Genomic DNA, 24,038 nt, shown 5'->3' with positions numbered 1-24,038 from the left:
GCGAGAGATATACAAATGGTTAAATAGACACAACGAATGGTGCACCCTTGATTATCAACTTAATCAGAACACTTCCCACATTCATCCGTACATGGACTGAGTATTTGCTCGCTTGAGCACTGTTGAATATCGCGAAACAGCACCGCCGATATCGCGCTTGGGCACCGGGGCCGACACTGGCCCCGGTGCTTTTTTATTGCTACCGGTCTATCCGCGGCGCTGCCGCATGTTGGCCTCGCCCATGTCGACCCAGACCGCGTTGTGCACGATCCTGTCCATGATGGCGTCGGCATGCACCCCGCCGCCGAGCCTCGGGTGCCAGTCCTTCTTCTTGAACTGGGTGCAGAATACGGTCGAGGCCGTGCCGTACCTCAGCTCCATCAGCTCCAGCAGCATCGACCTGAACTCGGTGTCCGGCCTGTCGAGCAGCCACTCGTCTATCACGAGCAGGCCGAACGCCCCGTACTTGCGGACGAGCTTGCGCTCGCCGCCGGGCCGGTCACGGCTCTCGCGCCAGAGGTCCTCGAGGTCGGGCTGGCGGACGTAGCACGACCTCACCCTCCTGGCGCAGGCGGCCTTCGCGAGCGCGCAGGCCAGGTAGGTCTTGCCCGTGCCGGTGAGGCCCTGGAGAACCACGTTCTCGCCGCGCCCGACGAACCCGCAGGTCGCGAGCTCGGCCACCGCCACCCTGTCGAGGCCGCGGCCCTCGAAGAAGTCGACCGAGCGGACGTCGGCCTCGGGGTACCTGAGGCCGGCCCTCCTCGTCAGGTTGCGGACCTTCTGCGTGATGAAGTCGGAGTGCGCCTCGTCCACCGCCATCTGGACGCGCTCGGCGAACGCCATCCCGGCGCACACGGCCTCGTCCTGGGCGGAGAGGGCGGCGAGCAGCTCGGCCGCCCCCATCTCCCTGAGCTTGCGGGCGGTCTCCGCGTTGACGTCCATGCTCACTCCTCCCCGTAGAAGCCGGCGCCGCGCACGTAGCCGCAGTCCCCGGACGCCTCGCCGGCTGGCGCCCTGTCCTGCCCCGACCTCAGCACGGGCTCGACGTCGCGGTAGCGCGGCGACCTCTTCCCGGTCGCGAGCGCCATCCCGCACGCCCGCTCGAGCCTCGCCGGGGTGTAGCGCCTGGACAGCCTGAGCACGGCGAGCGCGGCGTTGAAGCCCTGCTCGTCGAACTCGTAGCAGGCGAACACCCTGTCCACCAGCTCGGAGCAGGAGGGCCCGACCCTCGAGGCCCAGGCGCGGATGCGCGGCGCGTCCCAGTCCGACCACGCCCTGCCCTCGGGCATGTCCGAGCCGCGCGTGGAGTAGCGGTTCCTCGCGTAGGACGGGAACCTGGGGTGCGTGGCCACGCGCTCGCCGCCGGAGAAGACCTCCACCTTGCCCTCGGTGACGCGCAGGTCGACCGTCGAGCCGACGAGCAGGTGGCTCACCGAGTAGTAGTTGCGGGCGTACGCGACGTGGCAGTTGGCCTGGACCTTGCGGCCGTAGACCCACTCGCACACCTCGAAGGGCTCGGCCGGTAGGGGCCTCAGCAGCGGGCGCTCGACCTCCTCGAACACCTCGCGCCTCGAGCCCTCGCGCTTGGCGAACGGCGCGTCGTTGTGCTCCGCGACCCTCCGGGCGACGGCGGCGCGGAGGGCCGCCATGTCGGCGAACACCTCGTCGCGAAGCGCCGCTATCACGTAGGTCGCGGCGGCCCAGACCTCGTTCTCGGCGCTCGGCTTGTCGCGGGGCCTCCTGACCCTCGCCGGGATCACGGCGGAGCCGTAGTGCGCGGCGAGCTCCTCGTAGGCCGCGTTCAGGACCGGCTCCCCGGCCCTGGGGTGGGCGGTGACGCCGGTCCTCAGGTTGTCGGGGACGATGCAGGGCGTCGCGCCTCCCAGGAAGGAGAAGGCGTGCACGTGGCACAGCAGCCATGTATCCTGCTTCATGTCGAGCGTCGGCTCGACGTAGCTGTACCGGCTGAACGGGAGGCAGGCCACGAACAGGTACACCTTCCTGACCTCGCCGGTCGCGGGGTCCACGAGCCGCATCGTGGGCCCCGACCAGTCGACCTCCATGTTCCTGCCCGCCTTGTGCCCGACGCGGCTCACCACGTTGCGCGACACCGTGTACTGGCGGTAGCGCTTGCAGAACCTGTCGTAGGACATCGACGGCGCGCCGGCCTCCGCGCACCCGTCGGCATACTCCGCGTGCAGGAGCTTGAGCGTGACGCCGGTCCTCGCGAGCTCGCGGTGGACGCGTGCCCAGTCGGGGTCGGCGTGCACCGGCCCGGCGTCGCCCCTGCCGGGGAACAGCAGCGCGTAGGCGGCCTCCTCGGACATCCCCTCGACGTCCTCCCAGGAGACGCCCCGCTCCCTCGCGGCTTCCAGCACGTCCTGGACGCTGTGCTTCGAGACGTGGGCGGTGCGGGCGATCGCGTTCTGCGAAAGCCCGTTCACCGACCTCAGCCTCAGGACCTCCCTGGCCCTGATCCTTCTCGCCATGTGGAACCTCCTCGTTCTCTGGACTGCATGGCAGCCCGAGCGTAACGGGATGCGCGGGAAGGCATTTAATGGCGGTGCCGAACGGCAATATTCGGTCGGGTGGGCGGCGGTGCTGATTCGCAATATAGGTGGTGTCGAAAGGGCCTAGGACTCACATGGACGGATGAATGTGGGAACCCGTTACCCTGAGAGCCGAACCGGTTGGCCCCGGGGACTCGAAGGACAGCATGTCCGGAAAAAAGAAAAAGGGTTCCGAGAAGGCAACCCCGAGTGTCTACGGCAGGCTCACCAGACACGAAAGGGACACGGGCCAGAAGATGCTGGAGCTGGACGCCCGCGCGCCTCCAAGGCGATGCTCGGCGGCGATGCGGAGGCGCTGCTAGACGCCTACAGCCTGGAGGACGTGCCCATCGGAAGACTCGACCTGACGCCGAGCCTCATCGAGAGGGCACGCGCAGAGAGGCGCGTCGCCCCGCTGGCCTAGCCCAAAGGCAAAACGGAATAGGCGGACCGACCGTCCAGCTGAGTCTGGAAAGAGGTGCCAGACTGAGGGCGGAGAATGGCCCCCGGACCTATCGAACACATATCCACCGTTCCTTCAACTGGGGAAACGGAGCCCCCGGGGTCCATGGGGGCCGCGGGGGCGTTCGGCTAGCCGCGGATACGAACTATCTGCGCAGCGTGTTCGGCTGAGATCGGAAATCAACCACGAATGGTGCACACGGCATCGAGAACCCCGCAACAAACCTCGCCCTAGATTTCAAAGCTAGCAATCTTACGAGTGTCGAACGGCATGGTTACGCCATGTCTCTCTAAGCGTAGGTGCACAACTACGAGGTTTTCTCAAAAGTTTTAATTGCAACCACACGCGCCATATTAATGACATTCATTAAATACGACATAGAGCAAAATGGGATTTGAAGCAATTGGAAAATACCTTTTGCTCGATTACCAGAATGAATATTTCTCAACCCATTATTAAATAATGCATTTGCCTTTAGATAGTTCTCAGCTCGGCGCCGATCGAACCGCTCGGCGACGATTGTATCAATCTTATCGACATCCAGTGATCGACCCTCTTTGAAAGCTGAACGTAAACACTGAGAAACAACGAACTGTTTATACAAATTGCTACGCGAAATGCTATTAACAGTCATTCTGTATCGAATGAGCGGCTCTGGAACATTTCCAATAGTGAACCCTTCCAGCTCGGCACGCAACAGTAAGTCATAATCTTCTGCTAGCGGAACAGACCGATACCCCATTTCAAATACAGACCTTCTTCCAAACCAACTCGGATGAGGTACGCAATTTCTAATCATAAGAGAACGCCTAACGCCTTCACTCGAACTTGGAATTGAATCAACGAGATATAATTGACTACCGTCTTCGTCAATGGCGTTCAAATAAGAACCCACTAGGTCAAGCTCATGTTCTTCAAGATACGACAACTGCCGTTCAATGCGCTGCGCCTCAGAAATGTCATCTGAGTCCATTCGGCAGATATACTGACCGCGTGAGACCTTGAACGCCCTTTCCAAAGATGCAGCAAGACCAAGATTGCGTTCATTTCTCACGAGGCAAATCCTGCTGTCATGAGAGCTATAGTTTTGAGCAATATCGTAAAGTGTGTTGTCATCTGGATTATCAAAAACAACAACCACCTCGATTCGATGATAGGTCTGCTTTAAAATAGACGCTAGTGCCTCAGTAAAATCTTTGGCGCTCTCCCTATAACAAGGCATGAGCACTGAAACCAACTGTGAATCTGTCAACTAAAACCTCCAACACCGCTGCGGGAGCAAACGCTAATGAAAACTACCGATAGTTTAATAGTCCTTCATGTGGCATATATTACAAGTGATTTCGCTTCTGGCGTGTCTACAGTGGTGCCTCAATACCTAAATGAGCAGTCAGAAATAAAGGAAATGAATATAGCTCTATTAAATCTTACAAACTACAGACCTAAAGATGCGAAATATCCCGTCTTCTTTCAGTCATGCATAGAAAAACTTCCTGAACCGTTTTGCAATCCGTCACTCGTAATATTTCATGAGATATATAGGCCGGATCACATTAAACTAAGCCATTGGCTCAGAAGACGTGCGATCCCATACATCATCACACCACATGGGTCTCTAACATATGTGGCGCAAGAACAGCATCATTTAGCTAAACAATTGCTTAATGTTTTCTTCTATAACGCCTTTATTCGCAATGCTGATTGCATCCATTTTCTATCGAAAAAAGAGGCGATGAGTTCAAACGGCTTTAAACATAGGAAAGCAAGAATTATTCCAAATGGTGTTAGCATCCCAAAAGCCAAAGCCTCAAACTTAGAAAGCCGCATCGCGCTTTTTATTGGCCGCCTAGATATAGAGGTCAAAGGTCTTGATCTACTGATCAAAAGTCTGCCGCTAATTGCTGATGAGCTAAGAGGACTCGGAGCTAAAATCTACATCTACGGTCCAGACGAAGATGGGTCTATGGCCAAACTGGAACTACTTATTGCCGACAATCAAGTATCCGATATTGTTTTATTAAATGGTCCAGTTAATGGTCAATCTAAAGCGGACGCTTTTCTCAAATCGCAGTTTTATATCCAACTTTCACGCACTGAAGGTTTCCCGACGTCTGTTTTGGAAGCGCTAGCATATGGCCTCCCAATTATTGTTACCGAGGGAACCACATGGAAAGAAACGGCGAACAATAAAGGAATTGGAATCGGTGTAGAATCTGATCTCGAAGCCATTTCTAACGCAATTCTCACCCTGTTCAATGACGATGAGCTTCGTTGTAAACTTGCAAATGCAGCTAGAAAGTATGCAATTGAACACTTTCAATGGAAGGCCATTGCCAAGCGTCAATTTATTTTATACAGGGACATTGTAAACGGGCTTTCTAACTAACCATCTTGTTCTTCCAATACGGAAAGGAACTAAATGCTGTTTTCAATTATTATCCCTGCATATAATGCGGCATCCAGTTTGCCAGAAACGCTATCATCCATCTACCAACAAACATATGACGGCTATGAAATTATTCTCATCAATGATGGATCAGCGGACGCTACTGAAAGTGTCTGCAAAGTGTTTTGTGAATCTCACAACAATACTCATTACGTTAGACAAAATAATATGGGCGTATATGAGGCCAGGCGAAAAGGCGCGGAGATAAGCGCCGGAGATTACCTGGTCTTTGTTGATGCAGATGATTCTTTGCGCTTCGATACCCTATCTATTCTTGCTCGCGAAATCGATAAGTGCAATCCAGACATAATCTGTTTCAGCTATACAAGAAACCCAGACTATTCAAACGATCCGTTTATCAATCCCGCCCTTCCGTCTGGCATCTATGAAGGTGACGATCTCGCCGAAGTCAGAAAATGTTTGGCACGAGGGAAACTCAATTCAATTTGGGGAAAGGCAATCAAAAGAAACTGTCTGATTGACGATTTAAGCAATACCGATACAAAGAGAATCGATTTTGCAGAAGATTTTCTGCAAATGATACCCATAGTCGATTCAGCCAGATCGGTTTTACAAATAAGTGATGCGCTGTATTATTACAATTGTCAAAACGGACAAAGTGCAACACACAGCTATAAGGAAAAACAGCTTTCAGATTTAACCTTCGTCACCTCAAGCCTAGTGAAAATCGCTGCTCGTTGGGGAGAAGAAACAGAAAGGCTGGCATGGAAAACAAGAACGGAACAGTATCTTTATCTCCTATCGATCAACGAGCTCAGTGACAATAATGAGACCAAAAAACGTAACTTTGTTTCAATTTCAGAGGCCTTATTTAATCCCTCAATTAAAGCTGATGTCCCTTGCAGCACCTACAGGCCTGACAGCTATTTACTGTTCCTTGCGGCAAAGAATAAGCACTATTTGTTATCTCGAGTAGTAATACGCTGTTGTGAACAGCTAAAACTATTGATACTGAAAGTCTTGAGCTAATCGCCCTGTTGCCATCGCTCATTTTTCCTGGCACCGAGTAATAAAACCAACCGACTTAGCCTTCGATAATCAAATGTCAGGCAAGCCGGTTGGTCATAAAAGTAATGAAAGTACATTAGGCTATTCTGCTTAATAAGCGTCGCAGATTATCGCTTGATAAATGCAGATATGCTCATCTTTTCGGATTCGTTTAGCCCAAACATCAAAACCAAGAAGAAATAGATAAAGAAATAAATTATTGCTGAAACCAAAACCACCACAAGGCCAGATAAAAGGCTTTTAATTAGGTTATAGAGCAGCAGCAAAGCCCCCGTACCGACAATAACCAAGACGGAAAGTTTGGCAATTTCAAGCCAAAATTTCTTTATGTTCAACCCAAGCTTTTCAGAATAATACCAATTCATACAGAAACCGTTGCCTATAACCATAGCGATGGCTGTTGAAACTGCTGCGCCCACTATGCCCATAAGCTTGAGCAGTATAATCGTCACGACCACGTTGACAAGCGCAATCGCAAGATACATATACCCCCTATACAGGTAAACATTCGCAACCTGCATTATGGTAAGTCCCAGGTTCTGAATTAAGTCAATGGTAAATGGAACCATTACGATCAAGGCGATATAGAAAGCGTCTATATAGTCCTTACCAGCCCAAATAATGATGAAATCTTTCCCCAGAACAATAAATAAACTAAGAACAAATCCGCAGACGATAAAGGAAATGCGACCAACTTTAATGAAGAGATCCGAAATTTCAGACATATCCTTATTCTGGCAATACAGTTCTGAAACTCGAGGAAGAAAAACTGAAGAGGCTGCCGTACCAATTGTCATATAAATCGTGTAGATTTGAGATCCAACAGAATATACCGCAACGGCGGCAGCACCAAAATAATAGCCGACAATTAATTGATCGGTTTTCCAGAAAATCTGGTCAGCAATCGTCACCAATACAATCGCGCCACTAAAAAATAACAAACCTTTAGCCAGTTTCATGTCCCAGCCATGATATCTGAAACTAATATGCAGATTATATTTAGCAAACAAACGCTGGCTCACCGCGCACAACACATTTGTAACAAGCACAACTAAACATACGGCTAATGCATTCTTAAAAATTGTCGTAAGTCCATACACAATGAAAGGCTGAGCTATTAGGGCGGCCAATTGCGAGCCCTTCAAAAAAACGAACCTTTCATTAGCAGTTATCGCCGCAACGCTAATAGTGTTGTTCATGATAACAATTGTGTTGATCCCTAATACAACAAGCATTGCGGAACACTCATCAAGCTGTGAGTTTGTAAAACTGGCTGAATATACAAACCGAACAACCACGGCGAGAACGCAACTTATTAGCATCACGAACACAGATAGGACCCAGTACAGACGCCTAGCTATTGCGAGTGTATTCTCCATTAAGTCATTTTTGCCCTCTGCCATATACTTGCAATAAAAACGCCCAACACCGGCAGACAAAATCCCATTAATGGAAACTATATAAGACATGATAGAACCTATCAATTGATAGAGTCCATATTCGTCTTGTCCAATGTTTTGCAACAACATCGGAACATATACAAAGCCGACTAAAGCCTGAGCCAGTATATAACCATATGTAATTATTATGCCAGTAAGTCTTCTGCTTGCGCTACTTATCAGAATCACCGTTTCACAATTAGTTGCTTCAAATACCATTCAGAAATTAAAGCACTATTTAATCAGAACAACCGATTGCCGAACCTCTCCTTTGTTCGCATTGTTAAAGCAGGGTCCGATTAAATTCCCAGGCAGAATTTGATGCCACATTTTATTGTCATGCGGATTATCTCCCCAGAAGAACCCAATATGACAGTCGATTGATCCGTCAGTCTTAAAGAAGATAATATCTCCCTTTTGAGCATAACCACTATTTAGCATATCTTGGACAGTACGGAACTCATACATTTTGCATCCCAAATCTCGAGCATAGCCATACCATCTCCAAGCGTTAATATAGCCGCCACCGCCTGGCCCCCCAGCCCAAGGAGAGTGATTATTATTCTGCGCAATACGATTGACATCGCCACCAACCGCAGCATAAGCATGAGCCACGAAGCCAGTGCAATTCATGCCAGTATAGCCATCCCATCTCGGGGCACCTTTTGGGTAAAGGCAACTATCATAGGAGAAGCCACCGGAATATCTCGTTCCTAAATAATAGCCATCAAATTGATGCGACGTAAGCCAAGTGACGAGTCCAATACGACTAACCCCCAAAACCGTTGAGCTACCAAATGGGCTGTAGTAAATCTGAGTCGACTTCGACTGGAGAGTGCCATCAGGAAGCAAGACATCGCAGTAAAGATCGTAATAACCATCTTGCAATCCAAGTGCAGATGGATTGAAATAAGCGTCATTCACACTGGAAAATTCTTTTAGAACACCCCATTTACTCCAGTCGGACTTGGCCCAAACAAATTTAAACTGAAATTGCCCAGATTTTTCAGCTGCAAGCGTTCCCAAATCAGCTCGAACTCTCCAAGAATTATTGCCATCAGTCGAAATTGCAGTAATCCTCGAGAAATCCCAACAGCTAATGATTGTTCTTTTTGTTTGGACAACTCCATCTGACCCCGAAACGTCACAGATCAATTCATAGTCTCCGGCGTCTTTTGGAGCCCATTGCAAGTGTGAACTTGCGCCCTGTTGAGCAACGCCCCAGTCAGCCCAATTATTCTTATTCCAGACGAACTTATACTGTAAGTAATTAGTATCACCCGAGCATCTGGCATCGATCTCAGTGCTTTCATTAGGCCTGACAAGCGTTGCAGAAGAACTCAAGGACTCGTAATTCCACTTCTCGGAGCCAATCGAGCATTCAGTCTTCGAGGTCATCGTCTGATCGTTGGCCTCATCAATAACATCAACAAAAACGGTGACAGCGCCAGATTTATCGACTCTCCAGTCAATTGAGGATTTACCTCTGCCGGAGTCAATCACACCCCATTCAGCCCAGTTGTTCCGCATCCAAACATATTTGTATGAAATCTGGTTATTCTTTCGGATGGTAATCCGAGGTGTAATTGAAAGCGTATCCCCTACGCACAAATTGGATGAATCAGATTTCAAATCTATTGAAGTGAAGTTAGATAGATTTCTCTCCACCCTGACGGGGAACCTCCAGGTCCTCACGTTGCCGGCCGAATCGACGGCGTCGACCAAGATGTTGACGTCGCCGGCGACCTCCGGCACCCAATCGCAGGAGGCCTCGGGCCCGAGCTGGCGGATGGTGCCCCACCTGGACCAGCCGCCCTGCTCCCAGACGAACTTATAGCGGACCGAGCCCGAGTTGCCGGACGCGGTCAGGCCGAGCGAGCAGCGGTCGCCCAGGAGAGGAGACCCGCCATCGGACGCCTTGGCCGAGAGGCCGTCGACAGAGTAGTCCTCTGAGATGCGAACGGGGAGTCTTGACGTCGACGTGAGCCCGCCGACCGTGACGTCGGCATAGAGAGTATAGGAGCCGGAAGACGGGGGCGTCCAGGTACAGGCGGCGGACTCAGATGCTGCCTGGATGACGCCCCACTTGGACCATGAGCCCCGTTCCCAAAGGAATTTAATCTTTGCGCCGGGAGCCGCCGCGGCGGAGATATTGACCTTCATTCCGCCGCTCCACTCGAGCGTATCCCCGCCGCTCACGGAAAGGCGACAGGCATCCACCCTGACGGGGAACCTCCAGGTCCTCACGTTGCCGGCCGAATCGACGGCGTCGACCAAGATGTTGACGTCGCCGGCGACCTCCGGCACCCAATCGCAGGAGGCCTCGGGCCCGAGCTGGCGGATGGTGCCCCACCTGGACCAGCCGCCCTGCTCCCAGACGAACTTATAGCGGACCGAGCCCGAGTTGCCGGACGCGGTCAGGCCGAGCGAGCAGCGGTCGCCCAGGAGAGGAGACCCGCCATCGGACGCCTTGGCCGAGAGGCCGTCGACAGAGTAGTCCTCTGAGATGCGAACGGGGAGTCTTGACGTCGACGTGAGCCCGCCGACCGTGACGTCGGCATAGAGAGTATAGGAGCCGGAAGACGGGGGCGTCCAGGTACAGGCGGCGGACTCAGATGCTGCCTGGATGACGCCCCACTTGGACCATGAGCCCCGTTCCCAAAGGAATTTAATCTTTGCGCCGGGAGCCGCCGCGGCGGAGATATTGACCTTCATTCCGCCGCTCCACTCGAGCGTATCCCCGCCGCTCACGGAAAGGCGACAGGCATCCACCCTGACGGGGAACCTCCAGGTCCTCACGTTGCCGGCCGAATCGACGGCGTCGACCAAGATGTTGACGTCGCCGGCGACCTCCGGCACCCAATCGCAGGAGGCCTCGGGCCCGAGCTGGCGGATGGTGCCCCACCTGGACCAGCCGCCCTGCTCCCAGACGAACTTATAGCGGACCGAGCCCGAGTTGCCGGACGCGGTCAGGCCGAGCGAGCAGCGGTCGCCCAGGAGAGGAGACCCGCCATCGGACGCCTTGGCCGTGAGGCCGTCGACAGAGTAGTCCTCTGAAACCGGCGAAGTTGCACTTAAATCATCGGCCCGTGTTGAATCTTCAATCTGTGATGGAGACAGGCCCGCTTCACTCAAACCAAAGCAAGGAGTTACGGCCAAACAGAAATAAAAGAAGAAAAAAGCGACACGGACAGCCTTACTTCTAAAGAAATGCATATAGAACCTCCCCGATAGTTCACTCCAACATAATATTGCTAGCAAGTAACAATTTAAGGCCAAGATTTACCATACAAGTAAGGTCGACTACAACCAGCGCAGTCGACCTAGAGAATTCATATTGATATTAGCCAATTAAAGAAATAATGCGCGCAATATTCTGACCATATGTGTCACCCGGAACAGCCCAGCGGCCATTTAAATCTTCCAAATATGGCGCAACTCCGAGAAAACCCTTAGACTGAAGGACTTCATATCGAGGATCCACACAAGTGTTATTCAACGCCGCACCAGTAGCATATCCTTTAAGATGCTGGACTTGGGCAAGCAAGCCCTGATATACATCGTCAAATCTAGCGCCTCCCGATTGTTGATTGACGGCGCCCAGTCCGGCGAAATTGCACTGATTCGGCTTTACGGAACCTCCAAATTGCAACCATCCAGTCTCAAGCATAGCCTGAGCAAAAACAACTTCCGGGCGAACCCCTTCAGAAACAGCGGCTTCGACAATTAATGAACAAAAATCACGAATAGTAGGTGCTCCCTTTGAAACAAATGCGTCTGAGGGATATGTATGTCCTGTTGATTCATATAAGTTCACCATAGCATCAACTGAAGTCTGCAGACTTCCCATAATTGGAGTACCCTCCACCGTGACCTTGCGGGTCAGGTGCCTCTCGGCGGAGCCGTCGATCACGTCGAGGTAGACGGTGTAGTCGCCCGGCTCGGTCGGGGTCCACTCGCAGGAGGAGGCAGCGGAGGGCTGCTGGGCGACGCCCCACTTGGCCCAGCCGCCCTTCTCCCAGACGAACTTGTACTTGAGGCCGGAGGCGTCGCCGGACACCTTGGCCTGCAGCTTGACCGGCTTGCCGCAGAGGGCGGAGCCCGAGACTTCGAGCGACTCGACGGAGTAGCGCTCGCCGACCGTGACCTTGCGGGTCAGGTGCCTCTCGGCGGAGCCGTCGATCACGTCGAGGTAGACGGTGTACTCGCCCGGCTCGGTCGGGGTCCACTCGCAGGAGGAGGAAGCGGAGGGCTGCTGGGCGACGCCCCACTTGGCCCAGCCGCCCTTCTCCCAGACGAACTTGTACTTGAGGCCGGAGGCGTCGCCGGACACCTTGGCCTGCAGCTTGACCGGCTTGCCGCAGAGGGCGGAGCCCGAGACTTCGAGCGACTCGACGGAGTAGCGCTCGCCGACCGTGACCTTGCGGGTCAGGTGCCTCTCGGCGGAGCCGTCGATCACGTCGAGGTAGACGGTGTAGTCGCCCGGCTCGGTCGGGGTCCACTCGCAGGAGGAGGCAGCGGAGGGCTGCTGGGCGACGCCCCACTTGGCCCAGCCGCCCTTCTCCCAGACGAACTTGTACTTGAGGCCGGAGGCGTCGCCGGACACCTTGGCCTGCAGCTTGACCGGCTTGCCGCAGAGGGCGGAGCCCGAGACTTCGAGCGACTCGACGGAGTAGCGCTCGCCGACCGTGACCTTGCGGGTCAGGTGCCTCTCGGCGGAGCCGTCGATCACGTCGAGGTAGACGGTGTAGTCGCCCGGCTCGGTCGGGGTCCACTCGCAGGAGGAGGCAGCGGAGGGCTGCTGGGCGACGCCCCACTTGGCCCAGCCGCCCTTCTCCCAGACGAACTTGTACTTGAGGCCGGAGGCGTCGCCGGACACCTTGGCCTGCAGCTTGACCGGCTTGCCGCAGAGGGCGGAGCCCGAGACTTCGAGCGACTCGACGGAGTAGCGCTCGCCGACCGTGACCTTGCGGGTCAGGTGCCTCTCGGCGGAGCCGTCGATCACGTCGAGGTAGACGGTGTAGTCGCCCGGCTCGGTCGGGGTCCACTCGCAGGAGGAGGCAGCGGAGGGCTGCTGGGCGACGCCCCACTTGGCCCAGCCGCCCTTCTCCCAGACGAACTTGTACTTGAGGCCGGAGGCGTCGCCGGACACCTTGGCCTGCAGCTTGACCGGCTTGCCGCAGAGGGCGGAGCCCGAGACTTCGAGCGACTCGACGGAGTAGCGCTCGCCGACCGTGACCTTGCGGGTCAGGTGCCTCTCGGCGGAGCCGTCGATCACGTCGAGGTAGACGGTGTAGTCGCCCGGCTCGGTCGGGGTCCACTCGCAGGAGGAGGCAGCGGAGGGCTGCTGGGCGACGCCCCACTTGGCCCAGCCGCCCTTCTCCCAGACGAACTTGTACTTGAGGCCGGAGGCGTCGCCGGACACCTTGGCCTGCAGCTTGACCGGCTTGCCGCAGCGGGCGTCGCCCGAGACTTCGAGCGACTCAAGAGACCAATTAACAACTTTGTATTTAGAAGTGCTAGTCACATACCCATTGGAGTCAATGACATCAACATAGATCTCATATTCACCAGCCTGGGGCAGGGTCCAAGAAATCGACGGCGAAGTTAAGTCTTGACCGATTACACCCCAATTGGAATCACTCCAATCAGACCCAGCCCTATGCCAAACAAACTTATATCTAAGGCCATCAGTCTTGCCGCTAACATTTACACCGATTTTTACCGTTGACCCCGCATGTCCCAGTTCTTCCGAGAAGGAAATTCCATTGACGGAGTAGGGATGCGGGAACTGCGCGATGATTGCGGCAGCGTCAGCCTCGCCAAGACGGCGGCAACCATCGTCCGAGAAATAGTTGACCACATCACCGTAATTCGAGATAAAGCCATGTTCGATAAGAATACCTGGAATTCCCTGCTCGCGAGCGCAGCGGATAACGGCGAACTCGTCGCCTACCTCCATTTGAAATACGCCGCGGTACGTTAGTCCCATAGCAGCAAGGTTGTTCATGACCTTGTTGGCAAGCTCAACAGAGACCTGCGTGTAGTCGGTGCCATTTGCGGTAGGAGCATAAACTTCTGCGCCGTGAGCTCCAGAAGACCCAGAGTTGATGTGAAAGCTAACAAAGGCCTGCGCGCCCTGATCAATGCAGCGCTGTACGCGATAAAGATAATCATTGCTGGGATAGTAGCCAGACTGCTCGCGCGCAAGAACGATCTTAAAGCCGTAAGCTTCAAGTTTATTTTTGCAGGCTGTCATGATCTTCCAGGTAAGGTCGGCTTCACTCTTGCCATTACCCTGAGCGCCAGAATCCACCCCGCCATGTCCGGCGTCAAGTGCAATAACCCCCACATTACGCGCGGAGCGCTCAGCGTAGGTAGATACTCCATCAGGCGAATCAGCGCATTCCAACGCCTGCTGGATTGATTGAGCCTCAACGGCATTGCCATCACCGTCTGCATAGTAAACAGAAGTGCCCTCGGAGCTCACGGAGCTATCAACGACCGTAAACGAATAATCCCTGTCGGAAAGATCCAACTCATGCTCAGAGTCATCGGCCCGCAAAACATAGGTTATCGAAGTCAAAAAGTAAGTATTGGATTTCAACGTCGAGCCAAATACAAAGGCAGCAGAATTGTCAGCCGTTCCAGATGCTTCAATAGTCCCCTGAATCCCATTGGCACTTACATAGTTGAGAGTTGCGGAGGAAAGGCTATCGTCGTCATCGGGAGTAGCAAAGGCAACGACCTGATCAGTCCCGCTGGGAAGGCTCGGGGAGGCAAGATATACATATTGGAAAGAAGAATCGACCGGTTCAGCCTGCTGATAGTTCTCAGATACATCAACGCCAAAATCCTCATCAGCCGATTCGTCAACGTTCGTTGCCGACGATGAGTCATCTGCAGCGCCAACATCGACAGAGCCCGCATCACGCGAGGCCACGCCATCATTGTCTGCAGTCGCAGCGTCCACGGCAGCGTCCGCAGACGGGACGTTGCTCACAGCGTAGGCGGCAGTCACAGGGCCCATAAAGGATGAAATGGTCAAAAGACCAGCAAGAGAAAAAGCTGTTGAGGCACGCAATGCCTTTTTCATATCGAATCCCCCGTCACAAATGATGTTACTAAGAGAAGATTATCTTACAATCCCTTCTGCATCGGAAGTCCAGTTATTCGAAGCGCGGGAATTGTTATAAAGGCAGACGGAAATCTGCTCTTATAAAAAGCAGGTTACGTTCTCAGCAAACTTTTGTTTTTCAGTCCTTCTATAGACACAGTGTTAGCTCTAGTTTTTGAAGCAATTAGCGGCGCCCCAAACAGCACAAGCGCCAGTGACACGAAAATCCACTGAAGCACGCAATTCGTTTAAGCACGTGGCGGACGACGAAAGCGTGTACGCAGCCGCGAAATACAGCAAAATGCCCCAATGTTTCGCTTGTATCAGAGGCGTCTGGGGCTTCATCGAAAGAGTGGCCTGGCTAACGCATTCAAGAAAAGTAGAGCGTGGTCTTCATGAATCAAACGCCAGTAAGCAACGCTCGCGCGCGTCTTTGAATCTTCTAATGGGCAAGAAGAGAGGGATCTAGGAGAGACCTAATAGTTCTTGGAATCTGGGAATCATCGAACTCACCATCTTTAAACAAGAGAATCATATAGCTTCTTATCGTTCTGTCTCGAAAAGATATGAGTGACCAGATGCACATCGTGGGCCTTTGAAAAACAATCTTCGTCCCTTAAAGATTCAGCAACATAACAACCGCCCCAATCAAAAAAGCCGAGATAGCCCCGGCTGATAATCAAAGAGGCGGTTGGATTGGCAACACCTATTTGGACGATTCCGGGAGGGACAGCCCCGCCTCCCTGGACTCGATCGGAGACATGTAGCCCAGCGTCGAGTAGATCCTGAAGTTGTCGTACCAGTGCACGTAGTCCGAGAGCTTGGCCCGGAGCTCGCGCGTCGTGCCGAACGCCTCACGGTGGACGAGCCCGGCCTTCAGTATCCTGTCGGTCGACTCGTCGACGGCGTTGTCGTAGGGGCAGCCCTTGGCCGATAGCGACCTCTCTATGCCGAAGACCTCGAGCATCAGGTCGATCTCGGCGTTGTCGAACTCGCTGCCGCGGCCCGTGCGGAACACCTCGATGTCCGGGATCGGGATGGAGGGCGTCGCGAACGCCGGCTTGACCAGCCGGGCGTCCTTCCTGGGCCCGGCGGAGTGGCCGACGATCTCCCTGTTGCAGGGGTCGACGAGCAGGCAGACGTAGTTCCACGAGGCCCCGACGCGCACGTAGGTCAGGTCGCTGCATATATGGGTGCGCGGCGCCCTGCCGCCGAAGCCGCGCGCGACGACGTTCGGCACGTCGGCCTCGTTGACCGCCCCGGGGTGCACCTTGAACCTCTTCCTGCCGCATGCGCCAACCGGGCCGTTCCCCCTCATGATGTGGAAGGCCCGGCGACGGCTGACGGCGGCGGGTGGCGGCGACGCCAACCCATCGAGCGACGCGTTCATCTTGCGCGAGCCGTACCGGCCCTTGCTGGCGCAGTAGAGGGTCGTGCCCCGAGGCACGTCGGACAGGAAGCACCTCATGAAGCGGGCCTCGAAGCGCCTGTCGGATCGAGCCACACGCGCCGCACGGCGTCGTGGACCTCGGACCAGTCGTCCTCAGGGCAGCCGTTCGATGCCCAGCTCCAGTAGCCCGACCTTCTCACCCCCAGCACCCCGGCCATCATGGTCAGCGCGAAGCTACCTTTCTCCGGCAACACGAGCCCGCACTTGGCTAGAGTGCTTCTCTTTGGCGAAGAAGGCAGCGGCTTTTTTTAGGAACGCATTCTCCATCTTGAGCTCGCATATTCGCTTCTTGGCCTCGCGCAGCTCGCGGTCCTCGGCTCTCGGGTCGGGCTCGCCGGAGAGCTCGCGCCGGCGCTTGAGCGCCCAGTCGTTAACCGTCTTGGCGTTGAGCCCGAGCTCGTCGCAGGCCTGGGCTATGGGCACCCCGTCGAGATGACGTAGTCGGCGGTCTCCCGCCTGATCCCGTCGGTGTACTTCTTCTGATTGGCGACCATTCGGCAATCCTTTCGTTTATCAGCCCACATGCAGTCTAAGGCACCGCGGTGTCGCGGTCCTTCCAGCCTGCGTGTCCGAAAAAAACGATACAGGTCAAACGAGCTACTCAGGTAGGGCTTCGAACGGGCCGGCAGCTGGCCGCCCGCCGGCCGCGGCGCTGACATACCCGTGTGCGAAGGGCCGGGGCGCGGGCATACCGATGACGTGAGGGTCACTACAGGCCGGGTGACGGCACTCGGCGCGGACTACCGAGGCCCGCAGCGCTCGGGTGCGCCAACGCCACGTGCGGCGGGCGACCTAAATATTATTCTGGAACACTCAAGCGCTCTCTCAAGATTGGGTCGAAGTCTTTCAGGCGTTCGGACTTGATGACGATGCCCAAGTTCAACATGTCTTGAACGTTTACGTGAGCAATCGTAGATACGGTGATATCACCGAGAACGTTTCTAATGGGAACAGCGCGTAGAATGCCCAACAGATAGAGTCTGCTTCCCACGACGACCGCGCCATTCTCGAGATAGGTTCCCTCGTTGTACAGGAAGACAGGGGAACCGCTTGAACCCGGGTAGCAAGCCATGTCCACTAAGAATTCCTTCTCGCCCCGATAATCGTATCTGTAGGGAGTCGCCGTGATTCCCCTGCGCACGATTGGCAAGTTGTTGGCCTCGTCCCAGATGCCGTTGGGGTACCCGATCATGGTCACTTCTTCCATGCAGCCCATGTCTTTAATCAGCGTCTTCGTCGGAAGCAGCTCCAGACTGAGCGGTATAGTGAGCAGATGCTTACCCGCCTGGATAAAACCGTTGAGAGCAGGGCCAATAGGCAGTACACACAAGTCCACGTTCTCGTCTGGATGCGAAATCCAATCGCTGTCCGAGCCACGCATGGTCAGCCGCTCGTTTATATTGAGCAAGTTGCCGTTCTCGTCGGCTCGCGAGAAGATGACCCGGTATTCATATCCGCCCTTGACCACATGTTTGTTGGTCACGACGGCAGGAACAAATGTCTTGCCGTCATCGCAGAATTTGAAAAAGAAACCAGTTCCAACCGAGCACTCTCCTGAGGGAAGCGATGCTTCAATTCGTATCGTCGTATGAAGAAGCTGCTCAGAAAGCTGCATAGATACCCTTCCTGTTTGTATAAAGGCTCTTCGATTGTACCCGATGACGATAATCCATAATCAATAAACAGTACCGTCTCGGGAACATCTTCGCGCAGGATCACGCAGAGAGCGTAGCCACGGACGCCGAGCATGGCGGCCATGGTGTCGCAGCGCGGAGTCGGCCCGCGCGAGATCAAGTTGTTGATGTAGTTGGGGACCTTGCCCAGGGCCGGCCCGATGTGGGTTATGGGAACCCAGACGGTCGCGAGCGTCTGTATGAGGGCATCGCTGGCGTGCACGGATGAATCCTATCGAGTCCGCTTACAGGGACATGATACACGGCGACGGAATAGTTAGGCGATCGCAGAAGATTCCCGTCCCTCGAACGTTACGCAGTTGCAGAGCGCGGGTACAAGGGTCGCAACGACGATGACCCCGACGCGACGGAAGACGACATGAGTAAGTGGATCGAGCCGTCAGCGGACACCAAGTACGTCTGCAACGACGGCGTGGTGATGACGTGGGTGAGTATCTGGGGCAAGGAGCGAATGTTCCAGTTCCCGGGCGCGTTCGAGCAGAGGTTTTTGAGTTTATAGGGAGCACACCATGTCTGACAACGCGATGAATATACCGGATGACGCACCCTCCGATGTGCAGGAGGAATCCCCCACGTCCCTTTTTATCTTGCAGAGGGGTGCAACAAGGCGTGAGGTAAACGCCTCGGAAGCCCGACATTTTGTCCAAGGCATTCTTTCCAGGTCGATCAACCTGGCCACGCTTATCGGCTCAGGCGCATCTACTCCGGCTATTCCCCTGATGGGTGAAACCTTCAGGAACATGCGAGCGGACCTCAAGCTCAAAGATCCCGAGCTATCTACCCTTCTGGAAAGTCGAATAACCAAAATTGCACGTCGAGATAACGAAGACCCTGCGAAGTACTCGAACATCGAGAACCTCCTTTCGTGGCTGAGTCAGCGCATCGAGGGCTCTCTAGATAGCGCCGATGAAGACAAGAGGGTTTCCGATGCAGTTCGCAAGGCCTTTCTCGAGTCCGTCGATATAAAATACAACACAGAACACTCAGACGTCCTCGATAGCTACCGCAGATTCGTTCAGGGACTTGGTATATCCCGCCAGATTCTTGCGCGCGGAGGGCAGGCTGCCTTCGATGTTGTCAACCTCTTCACCACGAACTACGACCTATTCCATGAGATGGCCCTTGAATCGAGCGACTACGCCTATGTCGACGGGTTCTCGAACGCGCTGATGCCCACATTCAGCCCGCGGGAATACCATCGCAGGCCGATTGACCTCGATGAGAGGTTCAGAGACCACTACGAACCGGTGAACCCCTTCTTCCGCCTTTACAAGATGCACGGCTCCATCAACTGGAGGGTCTATGACGGTAACGTCGTAAGGGCCCCAAAGTTTCCCGACATCGCCGACGAATACCAAGGCGACAAACAGCTTATTGCCCCGATGACTTCCAAATATGCCCTAACGCAAGGCACTCCTTATAGCGATATGTTTCGCGAGTTCGTAAACATCCTCGCCGTTCCCAACACCGTTCTTCTGACGTGCGGATTCAGCTTTGCAGACTCGCATATATCGAACCTAATCAGGCAGGCTCTTGCGAGGCCTGACTTCACTCTTCTCGCCTTCGTCGGCAACCCAGCAGAGACCGATATTGGTTCCCCCACACGGGATTTCTACGACAGAGCAGGTGGCGCGAACGCCTATTTCGTATATCCAAGCGAAAGGGATCCGAAGCCCAAGCGTCCGCTGTATTTCTCGGAATTCGCTGACTTTATCGGGCCTGAAATCACCTTCGGAGACGATGCTGCATCTGGATCTCTGGGGCTTGGTGACGGGAATGAATAACGGAGTCCCCAAGCCGGGTTGGCTGATAGGCACTATTTGCTACATGGACCAAGAGAAGATAAGGCTCCGCGCGTCGCGTTCCGACTTTTCCGATCGTATGCTCAATGGCAAGCCCAGGCATTTGAACGGGCTCAACCAGTACCTCTTCGCCTACCTCTCCATATCTACCAAGGTTATCTTCCGCGTGGTTTCCGCAGAAGAGGCCGAGAGACCGTATTCCGACCAGCCGTCGTCGAGGTTTAGTACGAGCTACATCTTCACAGCCACCCCCATTGGGGAGATTGAGAAGTCCACCTACGTTCCCGGCGTAGTAGACCTCCCTATGGTCGGTTCCAATGTCTACGCTTGCGATGAATCAATCCTCAAGAAGGTCTTTTGCGTACGGGAAGGAGTCGAGATTGGGTCTCTCGCTGGATACGATTCGGTAAGACCCACTTTTGATATCGATTCTCTGTTCTCTGGTCATCTCGCTATTCTCGGTAATACCGGCTCGGGAAAGTCCTCAACCGCGCGGCTCCTGCTTGATAGAGTAGCGTCGCTCTTAGATGCCGAGAACGCGTTCGATGCAGAGCCCCGATTCATCGTCTTCGACCTGCACGGTGATTATGACTTTCTCACGCGCGGCGGTTACGGCTGCACGAGACGAATCGATGCCGATGAGTACCACCTCGCGCCTGGAGAGTTGTCGATGGATGACTGGTCAGCTATTCTCGACCCCTCGCGACGCATCCAGAAACCTCTGCTTGAGAGGGCCGTGAGATACTCCCACCTCAACGAGGAGGGCAAGAAGAAGCTATTTGCAGCCTTCGCATATACCGCAATTCGGGACACGAGCATCGATAGCCACGCAGCGAGGAAGTTTCAGGTCTCAAAGTATTACCAGCCGATCGAGAAAGACCTTGACGCGATTCGCGGACAACGATCTGAGCCCCACTCTCGTGCTCGGATTGCTCACAATTTGCTAGCGTCCTTCAATTTGGATTACGGAAACATATCGAAAGATGTCGTCGAAGGGCTTGAGTCCCTTTTGAAGGAGTTCATCGAGGATGAATACATGTCCAACGGCCTTCCCAATGTCGAGCGCATCTTGTGCAGCTACGAGAAACCCGAAAGGGAGGTCTCAATCTCTGACGTCGTCGATGCGCTTGACTTCGTGTTCGATGAAGAAGAAGTGCGGGGCAACCGTCAGATAAGGTCGTATTCAGAGGGGCTGGTTACTCAGCTTAGAAACCTTAGGGAAAGGTATTCGCATGACCTCTTCTCACTTGAGCGGGGCGAGTCAATTGCAGCCCTCTTAAACAAGTGGCGTGGCATTCTTGTGCTAGACGTCTCTCAGATAATCGACGAGTCGGGACTGAAGTTGTTCTCCCACTACGTTGCGCGTACACTCTTTCAGGCTAGTCTAGATGCGGGAAGAGGTTCCTCAACACCCGTCTATCTCATTTTTGACGAGGCGCATCGCTATATCAGGGATGCAGACCTGACAGACGACTCAGTGTTCAATCGAATTGCACGGGAGGGCCGCAAGTTTGGTATTTACCTTACCGTCATCAGCCAAATCCCCAGCGAGCTTTCCCGCGTCGTACTCTCTCAGACGGGAGCCTTCATAATCCACCGCATCCAGAACTCTTACGACCTCGATTACGTTCGCCGCAATGTCCCTTCCATATCAAATGGCCAGGTCATGCGCCTTCCCGCTTTCGCCCCGGGAACCGCGACCGCGCTGGGGAGCTCCATTACGGTGCCCCTAGAACTTCAAATAGACGATGACTTTGCCGACGAGACGCCAACGATCCGGATGATGAAGAGCAATCGGATTCGATAAAGCTATTTGTGGCCGGCCCGGAGAATGCCCGCAACGGAGACGTTGTGGGCATTTCCTTTTGCCCGCTCGGGGCACGGGAGTCATACGTGGGTGAGTAGGATGGTAAGCCGCAGGGCAGCAAGGGCAGCCGGAGGAGCCGCAGGAGCAGGCGCCGCAGGTAGAGGCGGTGTCGAACTACTGCGAGCTTCTCAACCGGCGGGACGCGCGCTACGCCTAGCAACAAGCCAGAACAAGCACAGTAATTTTCAGCGCACCATACACGCACTCGCTGCTAAGGTTCGGCCCCAGCCACGGATCACCCGTCAAGAAGAACTCCAGCCAGTGCTGCATAAACAGTGCCTGCTCGCGCTTCCAACGGCGCAGCTTTTCCTCGCTGGCCTCTTCCCTGCTGCGCGAAGTGAACTCGTAGTGGTGCAGCTCAGCATAAGGTGTAAAGATGGTGCGGTAGCCCCCATACGCGCAGGCAAAAATCCGCATCGTTAAAACCGACGGCAAACTTCTCGTCGCAGCCTTCAACCCGTTCATAAACGTCGCGACGGACCATCTGGCAGGCGCCCGTAACGGCGCTGAAGTTGCCCGGGTGCACGGCACGGGCAAGATATCCCTCGCGCTTTGCCGAAAAGTCCCAGTTGGCATGGGCAAGGGCGCCGCGCACGCCGACCACAATGCCAGCTAGCTGAACCAGATGGCCAGCAAAGTAGAGCTTGGCACCCACTAAAGCCCATTACTTGCTCAGGATGACCAGGAAGGTCAAGAGAAGTAGGAGAAGGATAATCCTATCCATCTGACTACCCCCTGCCTTGTAGAACCGCGGCCCGGAATACAGCTGGCTTCGGAGAACAAGGCAGAGGACGACACACCGCCGCGTCCAGCTAAAATTTAAACAGAAATACGTACGCATGTTCGCGTTTCGTGGTACACTGTATCTACCAGAATAAGACAGAGTGAAAGTCGCTTCGGAGGCCCCCAATGGTACGAAGCGCCGGCGCCGCGGATCCCCGCTGCCCCGACCCTGGCTTAGCCGGCGCACGCGACGCCGACTGACCGGCGGGATGCCGGTTGAAGCTACGCAATACCGGCATGTTGAAACCACTCGTCCTCCGGCGTGCGGATCATAGCATGTCGACTAAACCGAAGGGGCATACATCATGGACAATTCCAACGCAAGCCAGCAGATCGCTTTGTACGAGGACCCCGACCACGCAGTCCACCTTGACGTGCGCGTCGACGGCGATACGGTCTGGCTAACCCAGCAGCAGATGGCGACGTTGTTCGGGCGCGGAGTGCCGACTATCTCCAAGCACATTCATTCCGCAGCAAAGGAAGAGCTTGCCGGAATTCGAACTATTTCATTTTTTGAAATAGTTCGCTTAGAGGGAACAAGAACGGTCAAACGTCAGGTCGAGCACTACAACCTCGACATGATCATCTCGGTTGGCTACCGCGTGAAGTCTCAGCAGGGCGTGTACTTCCGCCGGTGGGCAAATGGCGTGCTCAAGCAGCATCTACTCCAGGGATACTCCATCAACCAAAAGAGACTCGAGGCGCTCGGAACGGTCTTCAAGGTCCTCGAGAGGTCGAGTACTCCGGAACTCTCCGGTGCGGCAGAAATTCTACAGAAGTACCTTCCGAGCCTGACTCTGCTCGATGAATACGACACGGGAAGGATGAAGGCGCCCCAGGGCAACGAGCCCAACTGGGAGCTCGGTTACACCGAAGCCCTCGAAGTCGTCCGCAGCCTACCGTTCTACTCGTCGTCCACCCTGTTCGGACGAGAGCGGGACAACCAGTTCGCCGGAATCATCAGCGCCCTCTATCAGGGCTTTGGCGACCAAGACCTATATCCCTCCGTTCAAGCAAAGGCCGCCAACCTTCTCTACCTCGTAGTGAAGGACCATCCATTCTTGGATGGCAACAAGCGCTCTGCAGCGGCGCTCTTCATTCACTTCCTCGACAAGAACGGGATACTGCGCAACGGCGAAAGACTCCGCGTGGAGGGCAACGCGCTCGCGGCCATGACGCTCATGATTGCCCTCTCTGACCCAAGCGAGAAGGACTCCATGGTTACGCTGGTGGAGAATTTCATCGCGTAGCGCCTTCGCCCGAGCACCAGAATCGACGTTCCTTCATATAGCAGATGCAAACGAGGAAAGGGCCATCAAAGTAAGGCACCGTCATGGCGAGGGAGGTGCCGCAATGAGTCGTTCCATGAAAAGCCATATAAGCCTACAATTGTCATCAG

The 24,038-nt window shown here is 54.7% G+C and carries 16 protein-coding genes; 6 read left to right on the top strand and 10 right to left on the bottom strand.

Features of this window, described 5'->3' with window-relative positions; genetic code table 11:
• Positions 1–207: 207 nt before the first annotated feature.
• The 3 genes from OIL77_08675 to OIL77_08665 form a co-directional block, all read right to left on the bottom strand.
• Positions 208–942, bottom strand: a complete 735-nt coding sequence (locus OIL77_08675) for an ATP-binding protein (GenBank protein ID HJI45472.1) — start codon at positions 940–942, stop codon at positions 208–210.
• A gap of 2 nt (positions 943–944) precedes the next feature.
• A complete protein-coding gene (gene istA / locus OIL77_08670; protein HJI45471.1) occupies positions 945–2,489 on the bottom strand; it encodes an IS21 family transposase in 1,545 nt (514 codons plus the stop codon).
• Positions 2,490–3,319: 830 nt separating this feature from the next.
• Positions 3,320–4,264, bottom strand: a complete 945-nt coding sequence (locus tag OIL77_08665) for a glycosyltransferase (protein HJI45470.1) — start codon at positions 4,262–4,264, stop codon at positions 3,320–3,322.
• A gap of 36 nt (positions 4,265–4,300) precedes the next feature.
• On the opposite strand from OIL77_08665, the gene OIL77_08660 reads away from it, so the two are divergent.
• Positions 4,301–5,398: a glycosyltransferase gene (locus tag OIL77_08660; protein ID HJI45469.1), complete on the top strand. Its 1,098-nt coding sequence runs from the start codon at positions 4,301–4,303 to the stop codon at positions 5,396–5,398.
• A 33-nt stretch (positions 5,399–5,431) separates the two neighbouring features.
• Complete coding sequence (locus OIL77_08655; protein HJI45468.1) at positions 5,432–6,448, top strand: glycosyltransferase; 1,017 nt, start codon at positions 5,432–5,434, stop codon at positions 6,446–6,448.
• Positions 6,449–6,594: 146 nt separating this feature from the next.
• On the opposite strand, the gene OIL77_08650 is transcribed toward OIL77_08655, so the two are convergent.
• The 6 genes from OIL77_08650 to OIL77_08625 all read right to left on the bottom strand — a co-directional run bounded on the left by OIL77_08650 (position 6,595) and on the right by OIL77_08625 (position 18,108).
• Positions 6,595–8,145, bottom strand: a complete 1,551-nt coding sequence (locus tag OIL77_08650; protein HJI45467.1) for an oligosaccharide flippase family protein — start codon at positions 8,143–8,145, stop codon at positions 6,595–6,597.
• Positions 8,146–8,160: 15 nt separating this feature from the next.
• Positions 8,161–11,142, bottom strand: a complete 2,982-nt coding sequence (locus OIL77_08645; GenBank protein ID HJI45466.1) for an NlpC/P60 family protein — start codon at positions 11,140–11,142, stop codon at positions 8,161–8,163.
• Between the two features lie 127 nt (positions 11,143–11,269).
• On the bottom strand, positions 11,270–14,974 hold the full coding sequence (locus OIL77_08640) for an N-acetylmuramoyl-L-alanine amidase (GenBank protein HJI45465.1): 3,705 nt from the start codon (positions 14,972–14,974) through the stop codon (positions 11,270–11,272).
• A 775-nt stretch (positions 14,975–15,749) separates the two neighbouring features.
• Positions 15,750–16,433 (bottom strand): IS3 family transposase, encoded by a 684-nt coding sequence (locus OIL77_08635; protein HJI45464.1) that lies wholly within the window; start codon positions 16,431–16,433, stop codon positions 15,750–15,752.
• A gap of 234 nt (positions 16,434–16,667) precedes the next feature.
• On the bottom strand, positions 16,668–16,916 hold the full coding sequence (locus OIL77_08630; GenBank protein ID HJI45463.1) for a hypothetical protein: 249 nt from the start codon (positions 16,914–16,916) through the stop codon (positions 16,668–16,670).
• 376 nt (positions 16,917–17,292) lie between these two features.
• Entirely contained in the window at positions 17,293–18,108 is an 816-nt protein-coding gene (locus tag OIL77_08625; protein HJI45462.1) for a serine protease, read from the bottom strand.
• A gap of 437 nt (positions 18,109–18,545) precedes the next feature.
• Here OIL77_08625 and OIL77_08620 point away from each other — a divergent pair, with 437 nt between their 5' ends.
• The 3 genes from OIL77_08620 to OIL77_08610 are packed head-to-tail and all read left to right on the top strand — an operon-like array spanning position 18,546 to position 21,796.
• Positions 18,546–18,686, top strand: coding sequence for a hypothetical protein (locus tag OIL77_08620; GenBank protein HJI45461.1), 141 nt, complete (start codon positions 18,546–18,548; stop codon positions 18,684–18,686).
• A gap of 10 nt (positions 18,687–18,696) precedes the next feature.
• A complete protein-coding gene (locus tag OIL77_08615; protein ID HJI45460.1) occupies positions 18,697–19,971 on the top strand; it encodes an SIR2 family protein in 1,275 nt (424 codons plus the stop codon).
• A gap of 43 nt (positions 19,972–20,014) precedes the next feature.
• Positions 20,015–21,796 (top strand): ATP-binding protein, encoded by a 1,782-nt coding sequence (locus tag OIL77_08610; protein ID HJI45459.1) that lies wholly within the window; start codon positions 20,015–20,017, stop codon positions 21,794–21,796.
• A gap of 418 nt (positions 21,797–22,214) precedes the next feature.
• Here OIL77_08610 and OIL77_08605 read toward each other — a convergent pair whose 3' ends face one another.
• Positions 22,215–22,511, bottom strand: a complete 297-nt coding sequence (locus tag OIL77_08605; protein HJI45458.1) for a hypothetical protein — start codon at positions 22,509–22,511, stop codon at positions 22,215–22,217.
• A 433-nt stretch (positions 22,512–22,944) separates the two neighbouring features.
• On the opposite strand from OIL77_08605, the gene OIL77_08600 reads away from it, so the two are divergent.
• Positions 22,945–23,889 (top strand): virulence RhuM family protein, encoded by a 945-nt coding sequence (locus OIL77_08600; GenBank protein HJI45457.1) that lies wholly within the window; start codon positions 22,945–22,947, stop codon positions 23,887–23,889.
• The last annotated feature ends 149 nt before the right edge of the window (positions 23,890–24,038 follow it).

The sequence above is a fragment of the Coriobacteriaceae bacterium genome (assembly GCA_025993015.1).
Classification (GTDB): Bacteria; Actinomycetota; Coriobacteriia; order Coriobacteriales; family Coriobacteriaceae; genus Collinsella.
This window is presented reverse-complemented; position numbering and strand designations above follow the sequence as displayed.

What these genes read in the sequence shown, in the direction of transcription:
- OIL77_08675 (HJI45472.1), bottom strand. Translation starts at nt 942, where the DNA reads ATGGACGTCAACGCGGAGACCGCCCGCAAGCTCAGGGAGATGGGGGCG.
- OIL77_08620 (HJI45461.1), top strand. Translation starts at nt 18,546, where the DNA reads ATGAGTAAGTGGATCGAGCCGTCAGCGGACACCAAGTACGTCTGCAAC.
- OIL77_08645 (HJI45466.1), bottom strand. Translation starts at nt 11,142, where the DNA reads ATGCATTTCTTTAGAAGTAAGGCTGTCCGTGTCGCTTTTTTCTTCTTT.
- OIL77_08615 (HJI45460.1), top strand. Translation starts at nt 18,697, where the DNA reads ATGTCTGACAACGCGATGAATATACCGGATGACGCACCCTCCGATGTG.
- OIL77_08650 (HJI45467.1), bottom strand. Translation starts at nt 8,145, where the DNA reads ATGGTATTTGAAGCAACTAATTGTGAAACGGTGATTCTGATAAGTAGC.
- OIL77_08600 (HJI45457.1), top strand. Translation starts at nt 22,945, where the DNA reads ATGGACAATTCCAACGCAAGCCAGCAGATCGCTTTGTACGAGGACCCC.
- OIL77_08625 (HJI45462.1), bottom strand. Translation starts at nt 18,108, where the DNA reads ATGCAGCTTTCTGAGCAGCTTCTTCATACGACGATACGAATTGAAGCA.
- OIL77_08635 (HJI45464.1), bottom strand. Translation starts at nt 16,433, where the DNA reads ATGAACGCGTCGCTCGATGGGTTGGCGTCGCCGCCACCCGCCGCCGTC.
- OIL77_08660 (HJI45469.1), top strand. Translation starts at nt 4,301, where the DNA reads ATGAAAACTACCGATAGTTTAATAGTCCTTCATGTGGCATATATTACA.
- istA (HJI45471.1), bottom strand. Translation starts at nt 2,489, where the DNA reads ATGGCGAGAAGGATCAGGGCCAGGGAGGTCCTGAGGCTGAGGTCGGTG.
- OIL77_08610 (HJI45459.1), top strand. Translation starts at nt 20,015, where the DNA reads ATGGACCAAGAGAAGATAAGGCTCCGCGCGTCGCGTTCCGACTTTTCC.
- OIL77_08655 (HJI45468.1), top strand. Translation starts at nt 5,432, where the DNA reads ATGCTGTTTTCAATTATTATCCCTGCATATAATGCGGCATCCAGTTTG.